General features: G+C 50.8%; 7 protein-coding genes. 1 reads left to right on the top strand and 6 read right to left on the bottom strand.

The genetic code is table 11. From position 1 onward, the window contains the following. Positions 1–652: 652 nt before the first annotated feature. The 6 genes from LKK83_RS01980 to purD form a co-directional block, all read right to left on the bottom strand. Complete coding sequence (locus LKK83_RS01980) at positions 653–1,510, bottom strand: GGDEF domain-containing protein (RefSeq protein WP_324629105.1); 858 nt, start codon at positions 1,508–1,510, stop codon at positions 653–655. A 146-nt stretch (positions 1,511–1,656) separates the two neighbouring features. Beyond that, a complete protein-coding gene (locus LKK83_RS01985; protein ID WP_324629099.1) occupies positions 1,657–2,739 on the bottom strand; it encodes a sensor histidine kinase in 1,083 nt (360 codons plus the stop codon). Between the two features lie 120 nt (positions 2,740–2,859). Beyond that, entirely contained in the window at positions 2,860–6,513 is a 3,654-nt protein-coding gene (locus LKK83_RS01990; protein WP_324629100.1) for a PAS domain S-box protein, read from the bottom strand. A 426-nt stretch (positions 6,514–6,939) separates the two neighbouring features. Continuing rightward, the gene (locus tag LKK83_RS01995) at positions 6,940–7,641 is read right to left on the bottom strand and encodes a response regulator transcription factor (RefSeq protein ID WP_324629101.1); all 702 of its coding nucleotides are present in this window, start codon (positions 7,639–7,641) and stop codon (positions 6,940–6,942) included. A gap of 17 nt (positions 7,642–7,658) precedes the next feature. Next, complete coding sequence (locus LKK83_RS02000) at positions 7,659–9,884, bottom strand: ATP-binding protein (RefSeq protein WP_324629102.1); 2,226 nt, start codon at positions 9,882–9,884, stop codon at positions 7,659–7,661. Between the two features lie 157 nt (positions 9,885–10,041). Further along, a complete protein-coding gene (purD, locus tag LKK83_RS02005; RefSeq protein ID WP_324629103.1) occupies positions 10,042–11,328 on the bottom strand; it encodes a phosphoribosylamine--glycine ligase in 1,287 nt (428 codons plus the stop codon). Between the two features lie 148 nt (positions 11,329–11,476). Here purD and LKK83_RS02010 point away from each other — a divergent pair, with 148 nt between their 5' ends. Beyond that, on the top strand, positions 11,477–12,427 hold the full coding sequence (locus tag LKK83_RS02010; protein ID WP_324629104.1) for an NAD-dependent epimerase/dehydratase family protein: 951 nt from the start codon (positions 11,477–11,479) through the stop codon (positions 12,425–12,427). The last annotated feature ends 802 nt before the right edge of the window (positions 12,428–13,229 follow it).

Raw genomic sequence — 13,229 nt, forward strand, 5'->3', positions numbered from 1 at the left:
CAACAGTTTTTTTCCAGCCCTGGATTGGACTGCTGGGGAAATAACCATCAGGCGAACGCAACAGTTTTTTTCCAGCCTTGGAGTGGAGGGTTGGGCTGGCGGTGAAATAACTGTTGCGGTTATCGCGAGAGTTTCTTTCCATCGATCGCGTGGTGGTAGTGAAATATAGCAGCTCTCTTTCTTGATGTAGTAAGCAGGCATTTGTGTCCCAACCGAGTCGGCACCTCCGAGGTGAAAAATTCTCTACCTCACCAATAGGAGAACTGCTATATATCCTTTTTCTATAATTGCTAGAGATTCATATCTGTAGCCCCTTTGAATACCCCTGCCATTCTTTTTAAAAAGGGGGAGGACAGAGGAATAAACGTTTAGAGTACGGGGGTTGGGAGCATCCAAGACAATCGGGGGTTTTGAAAAATGGGATGACTCACTGATTTTGATGAAATTGTAGGCTATGAATTGCTTAAACTAGGTATTTTTTTACTTCGGGAATTCAATCAAAAATAATCAGTTTGAATTTTTCGGCAGTATTATTTTTTGATTTTGATGGAATTGTAGGTTAAAAAATGCCCAAACTACGTTGGGTTTAGCTCTGGAAATTAAATCAAAAATAAAAGAATTATTATGGGGGTATTTGATAAATTAAAGGGGGTTATTCAAAAACTGGAAGTTCGGCGACGACCACACGATCGCGTCCTTGACTTTTGGCGCGGTATAAAGCCGCATCGGCCATTTGAAACACAGCTTGAGCGGTAGTGCCATGTTGGGGAAAGAGGGCCACGCCAACTGAAATTGTAATGTTGTTCAAGGGGCGATCGCCATAGTGCAACTGTAGCTGTTTAACTTGTTGGCGCAGATATTCAGCGTGGTTCTGAGTCACTTGCAACGAGGATTCGGGTAGAATTAACAGAAATTCTTCACCGCCATAGCGACAGACAATATCGGCGGGACGACTTTCGGTTTGCAGGAAGCGCGCCAATTCGCACAGCACCAAATCGCCTGCTTCGTGACCGAAGGTATCGTTAAAGCGTTTAAAATGATCCACATCCACCACAATTGCGCCGAGCGATCGCTGATTTTGTTGGGCGCGGGAGATTTCACGATGCAGAGATTTTTCCAAATAACCGCGATTAAACAGACCGGTGAGCGGATCGCGAATGCAGCGATCGTGCAACAGTTCTTCCACAATATCGGCATGTTCGATGGTGGTTTCCAGCATAATTTCCAGATCGGCTTTTTCCCGCAGTAAAAGAGCAATAACAAACTGTAGGGTTTTTTCCCGACTCTGGCGGTTGCTTATTTCCGCTTCCAGTTTTTCATTTGACTGGGACAACAGATATTCAAGTTGCTGAGCGCGAAGGGAAAGGGATTCAACAGACAGTTCCAGATCGGTTTGTTCCTGCTTCAAGTTACTGACTTCCAGGCGGAGTTTTTCCAGTTTCCAGAGTAGACGTTCTTTAGAAATTTTTTCTTCCTGCATTTTTACCTCGCTTTTGGTCATCAAAATCACGGTTATCAAAGTAAATATTGCATAAATTGCAGAACGTAAAAAGGAAAGCGGTGCAAGCATAAATTGCGTAAATTGCACAAAGTGCCCAAATCGCCGATCGCATTTTCAACCCCCCGAGAAAATTCGTTCCAGAGGAATCCAATCGCTCAAGCCAAAGGGAGACAAAAGCGAAAGGTACTGCCCTGTCCGAGTTCGCTTTCCACTTCGATGCGACCACCTTGTAATTCTACTAAACGGCGCGAAATTGCCAATCCGATGCCGGTGCCCGTCCCGCCGCCGGACTCGCCGCGCCAGAAGCGCTCGAACACGTGGGGTAAATCCTCCGGAGGGATACCGGTGCCCGTATCGGAGAGGGCGATCCAAAGATAACCGGTACCGGTTCTAGCGCGCACCACGATTTCCCCAGTAGCGGTATGACGCAAGGCATTGCCCAGCAAATTGACCAAAACTTGCTGCAAGCGATCGCGATCGGCGTAGACTGGGGGCAATTGCGCGGGTGCTTCCAATCGCAGATCTGGCCCAACTTCGAGCAATTGATCGGCGAATCGCTCCACTAATGCCTCTAAAATCGGAAGAACGTTAATGGGTTGCAGATTTATCGGTAGATAACCCGCCTCCGCTTTAGACAGTTCTTGCAGATCGTTAACCAACCGTTCCAGGCGGCGCATTTCTTGGCTCAATCGGTGATAAATTTCCGGATCCGGGGGTAGGGTGCCATCTTCCAGTTCTTCTAAATTGCCGCGCACGATAGTTAGGGGAGTTCGCAGTTCGTGAGTCAGGTCGCTAATCAATTCTCGGCGTCGATTTTCCACATTTTCCAAACTGGCAGCCATACGGTTAAAGCTAGCCGCAAGGCGGTTGAGTTCGGGAATTTCGCTAGTTGGCATGCGGGCATCGAGATGACCGGTGGCAAATTTTTGGGTAATTTCTTCCAGTTGAGTCAGGGGTTTCGTGATACGTTTGGCGACCACATAACTCAACAACCCCGCACTGGTTGTACCCACAATAACGGACCAAAACGTGCCGCGATTCCAGGTAGTTTCAAACACATCCACAAGCGAGGTGCGGACGTAGCGCAGGTTAAACCCTTGGCCTTCGAGTTGTTGCAAATGAACCACAAAAAAGCGCGGGGAAGAGAGCTTGCCGGTAATCACCAAAACGATAACGCCCACCAGGAGGACGAACAGATGAGAGAATAATAAACGCGATCGCAATCTGAGTTTGCTCATAGTTTCAATCATGGCATAAAACCTTCGCCAGTTGCCCTGGGATTGAATGAATGGGTCAGGAAGGGTGCGATCGCCCTTTCTCCCCTGAAGACGAGAGCAAACCTCAACTCCTTGCCTGCTTCACGAGGAATCGGTGGAACTCTCCTTAACTTCCATCGGCAATTCAACCGTAAAGGTCGAGCCTTCTCCCACTTGACTTTGCACCGAAATTTTACCCCCCATCATCTCACAGAAGCGCCTCGCGATCGCCAGTCCCAACCCAGTTCCCCCATATTGGCGGGTGGTAGAAAGATCCGCTTGCTGGAATGCCTGAAATATCGTTTCCATTTGTTCTACAGAGATTCCGAGGCCGGTATCGGTGACGCGAAAGCGCACCAAGGATTCCCCAGGAGAAGAAGGTTCTCGATTGTCTTCTTGAGTTACTTCTATTGTAATCCGACCGTTTTGAGTAAACTTTGCGGCATTGCTGAGCAAATTTAACAGAATTTGGCGGACTTTCATCAGATCCGCGTACATGGTTTCTACCGACTCCTCGCAGGTAAGAATTAAGGAATTGCGATTTTTTTGCACCAGTGGTTGGACGGTATTGATAATTTCTTGAAGTAACAGTTTGACCTCGAACCGTTCCAAGTACAGGGTCATGCGTCCCGCTTCGATTTTAGAGATATCTAAGATATCGTTAATTAAAGCCAGCAAATGTTTGCCGGCGGTGCGAATTTTATGCAAATCTGGAATTAAATCCGCCGCGCCGAGGTCTTCCATTTCTTCAGTGAGGATTTCACTGTAGCCAATAATGGCATTGAGCGGGGTGCGGAGTTCGTGGCTCATATTGGCCAGGAAGGTACTTTTGGCGCGGTTTGCCGCTTCTGCAGCATGGAGGGCATGTTTGATTTGTTCTTCAGCGCGGATTCGCTGGGAAATATCGGTACTGATGCCGATGAGGCCGACAATTTGTCCCGAGGGGTCTTTAATGGCGTCGGCTCGCAGGAGGACCTGGAGGATGCGATCGCTTTTCCCTCGCATGATGACTTCTCCACTCCAAGACTCACCGGCCATAATCCTGTCAAAAACTTGCGCGCCGATCGCCGCATCCACATAAAGCACCTGGGGTCCGCCCGCCGCATTCAACTCCTCCGGGGTGTGGTATTCAAACAACTGGGAAAACGCCTGATTGTGATAGATATGGCGTCCGGTGCGATCGGCAATCGAGATCGCGTCGCTGGAACTTTCCACCGCCTTGCGGGTGAGCATCAGTTCCATTTCCGCTTGTTTGCGCGCGGTAATATCTTCCACCATCCCGATCGCAAATTGCGGCTCACCGGTGCGATCGCGTACCAGCGAAACACTCAAGCGACCCCAAATCACCCGCCCATCTTTGCACCGATAGCGTTTTTCCATTCCATACCCCGGTGCCCCGCCGCTTAACATCTCCTCCGCTAATTTATTTTCTGTCGACCACTCTTGCGGATCGCTCAATTCTTCCAAGGGTTTGCCAAGCAATTCTCGCTTGGAATAGCCCCACATAGCTTGCAAGGCGGGATTGCAATCTAACAGATGTCCGTCGAGACTGCTGACGGCAATTCCAATAGCCGCATTTTGAAAAATCGCCCGGAATCGTTGTTCGTTCTCGCGCAGGGCATTTTCCATGCTCGATCGGGCGATGATTTCCTGGCGCAATTGAGCTAAACTGCTTCTCAGTTCCACCGTGCGGCTCTCCACCCGGTGTTCGAGTTCCACATTGGCGTAGATGAGCGCCTCCTCGGCGTGCTTGCGTTCGGTGATGTCGCGGGAGTTGACCGCTAACCCTGCAACGGCGGGTTCTTCCAGCAAATTGGCTGCGATCGATTCGAGAAATAGCCAATATCCCTCGACGTGGCGCACGCGATACTCGATTTTTACCGTCGCTTGCGGGTGGCGGCACACTTCTTCATAGGCTTGGGCAACGTTGTCTAAATCCTCGGGATGAATGAACGCAGCGGCATTTTCCCCGAGCAGGGAACTGCTAGAATAGCCTAAGATGCGCTCTGTTGAGGGACTGTGGTAGCGGATGACGCCCTCGGCATCCAAGATGACAATCAGATCCGAGCTATTTTGAATCAAAGCGCGCCATTTCGCTTCGCTTCTGGCTACTGCGTCTTGAGCTTGTTTGCGCTCGGTAATATCGAGAACCACCCCTTCCCAAAGCAGATCCCCATTCGCTTGTCTTTCCGGACGCGCCGCAGATTGCAGCCATTTGAGGGTTCCAGAAGGCAGGATAAACCGCCCTTCCCACCGCCAGGGTTGCAGGGTTGCCATCGAGATTGCTAGGGAGTCGTAGTAGGCGCTTAAGTCATCCGGGTGAATCAGGGCGATCGCTGCATCTGGATGCTCCCGGATATATTCTGGCTCGAGTTCGAGCAGTTCGCGACAACCGGAGGAAACATAGGGAAACGCACTAGACCCATCGCTTCGCATGAGGTACTGATAGACCATTCCAGGCAGGTTATCGGCGAGTTTCTGGAACCGCTTTTGGCTCTGTTCTAGGGCGCGGTGGGTCTGAATGCGATCGGTGACATCCTGCACCAAGGATGCTACCCCTACCATTTCACCGGCGGCGTTGACTAATGGGGTGTTGTGCCATTCGCAGATAATAATCCGCCCATCTTTGGTAACGTTCTCGTTGGTGCTGTAAATTCCCCCCTGTTGGTTCAGCAGAGCTTGCAAAATATCGTTAATCTCAACTTTGGCATGTTCTGGCGCGAGCAAGTCGAGGGCGTGACGCCCGATCGCCTCTTCGGCTCTGTAGCCAAAAATGCTTTCGGCGGCACGATTCCAGTTGCTAACTTCAAAATTCAGGTTCCATTCGATCGCCGCGAGGGGGGTTTTCTCCAGATGGATCTCTAGTTTTTGCTGGGATTGTCTCAGCTGCGCTTCGTAGTGCTTGCGTTGGGTGATGTCGGTGGCGGTGCCGGTGGTGCCGATAATATTGCCCTGCGAGTCGCGCAAAACTACGGCATTGTAACTGAGATAAACCGGCGTACCATCTTTTCGCTGATGCATGGTTTCGTATCGAAAGCAGGATTCGCCAGCTTTAATTCCCTCGAAGACCTTTGCATCTTTCTCCCGTTGCTCTGGGGTCATAAATTCCAAAAATGACCGCCCGATCGCCTCGTGGGGTTCGTACCCGTAAATCTCTTTCATCGCTGGGTTGACAAAAGTCCAGTTTCCTGCCAAATCCACGGACCAAATTAAATCCCGCGAGGTCTCTACTAGGGTACGATATTGTTGCTCCCTTTGTCTCGCTGCCGCTTCTAACTCTTGCTGTTCGGTGATGTCTCTGCCTACGGCATAGATGAGTCCGTCTTTGTAGTGGGAGGCTTTCCAGGAAATCCAGCGGTAGGTGCCATTTTTTTGGCGATAGCGATTTTTACAGGCAACATCCGCTTTTTCGGGGGTTGGCGGTTTGACGATCGAGAACTCTCGGTCCTCCGGGTGAACCAGTTCGCTCCACTGATGGGAGCGCAGTTCTTCTGGGTTCCATCCCAATACCCCGGTCCATGCCGGATTGACGCGCTTGAAATATCCATCAGCGCCGATAATACAAAATAAATCGGCAGAGAGGTTAAAAAATATACTAGAAATCAGGTTAAGGGATTCGGCGTCGTTTTTCGCTGCCGAAATCGGCTCTGGAGAGTGTGGGGTCTGTGCGGGTGAATTCATACGTTTATCGCGCAAATGATGACAAGTAAATCCCGGGGCGATCGCGCTAGTTATCGGCTGCCGATAAATCACCACTGGCTTTTAAATTAAGCTTTTTTTGTAAAATTAAACCGATTTAATCGAATCAAATCGGCATTTGAAAGTGGCATTTTTTTCCAAATTTCAGCGGTTTCTCATGGCGGTTTCGGGAATTTCAACATATCGGCGGGATAGGGTAGTCCCTTAGTGTCATTTGTAGCATAAATCGCCAGAGCCAGGGGCGATCGCGATCGCTGCCAAATTACAATTTTTTTCTTGACTTTGTTCTAGTTTTGTGGTAATCAGTACAACATGGTAGAGTGGGCAAAGTCAGTGGAGAGCGGTGCCGATCGCCTATCTGTTCTATTGCCTGCCTACCCTACAAACCGCTAACTCTATGGTAATGAGTAAAGTCCAACCCGATCGAGGCTTGGAGGTTAGGCACAGGAAAGGGAAAGAACAAACGAGGCAATCGGGTGGGATTCAGTCTTCAAATTTATATCCCACGCCAATCACGGTTTTAATAAAAGAAGGATTTGCCGGATCCGGTTCGATTTTTTTTCGCAAGCGAGCCACGTGGGTATCCACCACTCGCTCGTCACCAAAAAAGTCATCGCCCCAGAGTTTTTCAATGAGCTGCGATCGCTTCCACACTCGCCCGGGATAGCTCAAAAAGGTGGAGAGCAAATTAAACTCCAACGTAGTTAAATCCAAAGTTTCTTCAGTGTCGCCATTGAGTTGGCGAGTGGCAATTCGGCGATCGAGATCCAAGGTAAAATGTTCGGTTTGATAAACTTGCGAACTTTGGCCCCCTTGACGCAAACTGCGTCGCAACAATGCCCGCACCCGGGCCACCAATTCCCGGGGACTAAACGGTTTGACCATATAATCATCCGCCCCGGTAGACAACCCGATGACGCGATCGATTTCTTCCCCGCGCGCCGTCAAAATTAAAATGTAAGGATCTTTCGGACCGGGTTGCTGGCGGATGCGGGCACAAACCTCCAATCCATCCAACCCGGGAAGCATCAGATCCAACACCAACAAATCCGGTTGTTCCTCTTCAAATAGGCGCAACGCCGTCAACCCATCGCGACAAGTCAGACAGGTAAATCCTTCCGCTTCTAAAGCGCGCTGAACGATGCGCGAAATTTCCAGTTCATCCTCAACAATTAGGATTTTCATGGCTAAAAAAGCAGTGTTTAGATAACCTTCGCCGGGGTAAAATTAGCGATCGCGGAGCCATTACTCGGAGCGATCGCCCCTGACTCGGTATGTTCTTCGGGGGATTCTGGAGATTGATAAACGGCGAGGTCGAACCAAAACGTGGTACCCACCCCCACTTCGCTCACCAGATGAACCTGAGTATGATGCTTTTCGATAATATTTTTGACAATCGAGAGACCCAATCCCGTGCCTTCCAGGGTATGCACCCGATTTTCCACCCGGAAAAAGCGATCGAAAATCGCCTCTCGATCTTCCGTATCGATGCCAATCCCCGTATCCCCAATTTCAATCCGCACCATTAGCGAATTCTGCTGGGATGGAGGATTGACAATCGAACATTGCGGGTTGCCTTTCGATTCTTCCTCTTCTGGGTCAACGAGATACGCCCGAATGGCGATCCGTCCTCCCGATTCGGTAAACTTCAGGGAATTTCCTACCAAATTAGCAAACACCTGTAGCAAAAGGTCGTAGTTAGCCACCACTGGGGGCAAATTCGGCGCAACATCTTGAATCAGTTCGATGTTTTTATCCTTGGCATTGAGCTGGTAGGTTCGCAGGGTTTGCTCCACCGGTTGGAGGATGTCCACCGCTTCAAAATGATAGACGCGACAGGATTCCAGGCGCGAGAGGTCCAGTACGTCGTTCACCAACCGGGTGAGGCGATCGGTTTCGCGATTGGCGGTTTCGAGAAATTCCTGCCGCTCTTCTTCGCTCAAGTCTTCGCCATATTCGTGCAAGGTTTCGATGAATGACTTAATGTTAAACAACGGCGTTCTCAGTTCGTGGGACACATTGCTGATAAACTGACTTTTCGCTTCGTTGAGTTCCACCTCGCGGGTAATATCCTGCACCGTCATCGCAATCCCTTTGAGACTTTCGCGATAATGATGCTCTAACGGATTGGTTTGCTCGTCTTCTTGATAAAGGGTGCATTCCCGGGCGTAGGGATGTTGCGGCGCAAAGCAGGTATTCTCCAAATGATAGGTGCAACTGTTGCACAGGGGTTCTTCCCCCCGCGCTTTGTGCAACAAGACAGTAGTCAACAAAATGCGAACGGTGCGCCGGGTGGGTTCGGTTAAGGTAATGCGGAATTCTCCTCCTTCTCGAGAGGGGTACAGATAGGTGGCATCGGTATTGTCGCTCTCCGACTCGTTGCGGGGCGGAGGAAAGTCTCCGGTTGCCATTTCCGAGAGTAGGGGGCTTAATTCGGTGGCGATGCGGGCGGGTAGCAGGGAGAGGACGTTTTCGGAGACGATGTTTTTGCCTTCCCAGCCGAAAATTCGTCGGGCGGTGGGATTGACGAGAATTACTTGCAGGGTGGTGTCGAGCAAAACTGCGCCATCGGCGATCGTGGATACTAAGGTTTCTAGTTTGGCTTTTTCCCCCGTTAGCTCTTCGATATTTTGCTCTTCATAGCGTTCTAGTCGTTCCGCCATCTCGTTGAAACTGCCGATCAATTCGCTGAGTTCTCGCTGGGCGGGTAAATCGATTCGCTGCTTGAAATTCCCGGCGGCAATATTTTTTACCCCCACCAGCAGCTCTTTGATGGGTTTGGTAATGGTCAGGGCGTTGAATACGGCTCCTAAAATCACCATTACCCAAATGGAGATAAATACGGCAATGGTCACATCTCGGGTTAAATTCGAGGAGGTGACTACGGTGGGGTTGGGATTGATCCCGATCGCGAGTACCCCTAAATACTCTCCTTCGTGAATTAAGGGCACGAATACATCGGCGACTTCTCCATCGGGGGTGCGATGCTGTCGCACCATCGGCAATTCGGAATGGGTGGCAAAACCCACTGGAAGCTGTATGCGACGCTGAATGGTGAGGGAATTTTGCACCTCGGATTGGGAAAAGGGAATCCCGAGGAAGATTTTTCCCTCTGCATCGGCATAAAGCATGTAGCGCACGCTGCTGGTGCTGCTGTAAAACCGATGGGAAAACTGCGCCACCTGTTCGCGATCGCGTTCGGCAACTAAAGGGGCTACGTTGGCAGCCAGCAGCAGCCCTAAATCGCGCCCAAAGCGGGTGTCATTAAGGCGGGCATCCTGCTGAATGGTGTTGACGGCCCAAAATGTCAGCCCGCTCATTACTAATGACACGACTAATGTGGCTGCAGCCATCAGTTTGGTCTGCATGGTAAAGTCGGACCACCAACGGGCAATGATTTCTCCGATTTGTTTGAGTATAGCCAGCAAGGTTCTTCCGTTCTCTAGGGAAGGCAATGATAATTCAAGGTTTGCCGATGCGGGGGGCTAGTGCTGACCCGGATGCGCTTCATCGGGTGACAGAAATGCCACTCCCGCATCGGTGGGATGAGTTTTTTGCTTTACTTATATTGTTGCACGTGGAATTCTATTGCGCCGATCGCACCCGATGTCCGATGTCTCTTCGGTAGTATGCACCGTCGAATTCGATGCACTCGATGCCGGCATAGGCATTGGCAAAGGCGCGATCGAAGTCTTCGCCTAAGGCGGTGACGCCCAAGACTCGTCCCCCCGCCGTCACCAGTTGCCTGTCTTTTAATGCGGTGCCGGCATGAAAGACTATCGCCCCCCGGGCGGCGGCTTTCTCTAATCCGGCGATCGCTTTTCCTTTTTCATAGTCTCCAGGATATCCTTTGGCTGACATGACCACGCAGGCGGAGACTCCCGCTTTCCAGCGAATCGGGGGCATCTCCCTGAGTCGCTGCTGGGCACAGGCGAGAAGAAGTTCGTGCAGGGGGGTTTCTAATAAGGGCAAAATGGCTTGGGTTTCCGGATCCCCGAAGCGACAGTTAAATTCTAAGACTTTGGCTTCGCCGTCGGGGGAAATCATCAAGCCGGCATACAAAACGCCGCGATAGTCTATGCCTCTTTCTCGCATGCGGGCGATCGCTGGCTCTAATATCTCGGTTTGCACCCGGTCCATTAATTCTGGGGTGACGATGGGGGCAGGGGCATAGACTCCCATCCCGCCAGTATTCGGTCCGCTATCCCCTTCGCCGATCGCTTTGTGATCTTGCGCGGGCAGTAAGGGGCGCACGGTTAATCCATCGGTAATGGCAAGTACGGAGGCTTCTTCCCCGGTTAAGCATTCTTCGATGACGATGCACTCGCCCGATAAGCCGAATTTCCCGGCAAATGAGTCGTGAATGGCGTTTTTGGCTTCTTCTCGGGTGGTGGCAACGGTGACGCCTTTGCCGGCTGCTAATCCATCGGCTTTGATGACGATGGGGACGCCGTTTTTTTCGACATAGGCGATCGCTGCTTTTTCTTCTTCGTCGGTGAATACTGCCGATCGCGCGGTGGGAATTCCCACATCCTGCATGAATCCTTTCGCCCAGGATTTACTGGCTTCTAGTTGGGTGCCGGCTTGACTCGGCCCGAATACCATCAGGTTCTCTTGCTGCAGGTAATCGGCAATTCCCATCGCTAGGGGCACTTCCGGTCCGATGATGACTAAGGAGATGCCCCGCTCTTTGGCGGCGTCTTTTATACCGGAAAAGTTGTCCACTGTCAAGGGAATGTTTTCGCAGCGTTCCATTGCGGCGGTTCCTCCATTGCCGGGAACGCAGAACACTCGCTCGATTTCATCGGATTGTAGCAGCTTCCAAGCCAGGGCATGTTCGCGCCCTCCGTTACCAACAACTAAAATTTTCACTCTCATCCTCGCTGTCAAGGTCAGTTTTTACCGGGCGCGCAAACCCGGCGCGATCGGCTTCGATTCTACTTTAAAATATGCTAAAACAACTCGCATTGATAATCGGAGTTTGGTTACAATAGGGTTTGCGTTTATCTGGGCTTGAATTATGGCTACGAATATCGTCACGGGGGCGGCGGGTTTTGTCGGGTCTCATTTGGTGGAAGCATTGCTCGATCGCAAAGAACGAGTTATCGGCATCGACCATTTTAACGATTATTACGATCCGAGTTTTAAGCGGCACAATATTAAGCCGTTTGCTACTCACCCGGATTTTCAACTGATTGAGGCGGATATCCAGGATTTGGATTGGCGATCGCTGCTCGATGATGTGGCGGTGGTTTACCATCAGGCGGCACAAGCGGGAGTGCGCGCCAGTTGGGGCACCGGCTTTCGCGGTTATACCGAACGCAATCTGAATGCCACTCAGGTGATGCTGGAAGCAGCAAAAAATGCCACACACCTGCAGCGGTTTGTGTTTGCCTCTTCTTCTTCGGTGTATGGCAATGCACAAAAGATGCCGACGGGAGAAGATACCTGCCCTCAACCGGTTTCTCCTTATGGGATTACTAAGTTGGCATCGGAACAGCTTTGTTTGTTATATTATCGCAATTTTGGCGTGCCGGTCTCGGGATTGCGCTATTTTACTGTGTACGGTCCGCGTCAGCGCCCGGATATGGCGTTTCACAAGTTCCTACAGGCGGCGCTGAAAGATGAGGAAATTGTCATTTTCGGCGATGGGCAGCAAACGCGAGATTTTACTTATGTTAGCGATGCGATCGCCGCAAATTTGGGGGCGGCAACTGCCCCGGATGCCCCGGGGGAAGTGTTCAATATCGGCGGCGGTTCTCGCGTGTCTTTAGCTTATGTCATCGAGACGATGGAAACGGTGGTGGGCCGCCCCATCCGTCGCCAGTATATCGAATCTGCTGTGGGCGATGCCCGTCATACCAGTGCGGATGTGTCTAAGGCTCAACGCATCATGGGATACAATCCCCTGGTGTCGTTGGAAGAAGGCTTAACCCGCGAATGGGCCTGGATTCAGGAAGTGTATGGCTAGGTTGGTTTATCACATACTGTATCCGCCACTCGCGACTCGTTCCCAGCATGAGCTGGGAACGCCTCCGGAGGCTTTGTCTCCTAGTGACTATATTATATGTGACTCAAAGGATTGAAATCGCGCTAAGGCGATCGCTAGCGAAGCCATGCGCGACAGCGCTATAGTCACCCGACGATAGGCGCGTGGGTTGCAAACCCACGCCTCATAGCTCGAGTCGGTTGGAAACCGACTGAAAGCCTTACAGGACAAATATTTTAGTCGGTTTCAACCGACTTGAGTTGTGATTTCTGCGAAAGCGGGAATTCAGTTAAAGTTGCTGTTTCAATCGCAGGAAAACCGCGAAAAGAGAGAGATGTGGCGAAAACATCTCTCTTTTTTTGGGCGGTTGAAGATGCGATCGGGGTTTTTAGGATACGGGGTTTCTCCTCAGCCTGATGGTTATGAATCGGTAGAGACGGCAGTGTAACGGATGCTGCTACTGGCGCAACGTTCTGGTTTTCAACGAGTCCGATTTTAAGCGATCGGGAAGTGAAGCCGAAGTAATGGGTACCATTGTTGATTTCTAAGGTTTTCCAACGAGTGCAATTTTAAGCGATCGGTAAGAAGTTATGGAGTCACAGCCTCCGCAGGCGTGACTGGAGAGTTCGAGCTTCCAACGAGTCCGATTTTAACTAATCGGTAAGTCAAGTTGTAGTATTTGCCACATGCGGAGGAGAGGTAACGTGGTTTCCAACGAGTCCGAGTTTAACTAATCGGTAAGTTGAAAAAACCCTCTCCTTGGATGAAGGGTTCGTAACAGTTG

The sequence above is a fragment of the Phormidium sp. CCY1219 genome (genome assembly GCF_035615515.1).
In the GTDB taxonomy this organism is placed as follows: domain Bacteria; phylum Cyanobacteriota; class Cyanobacteriia; order Cyanobacteriales; family Laspinemataceae; genus CCY1219.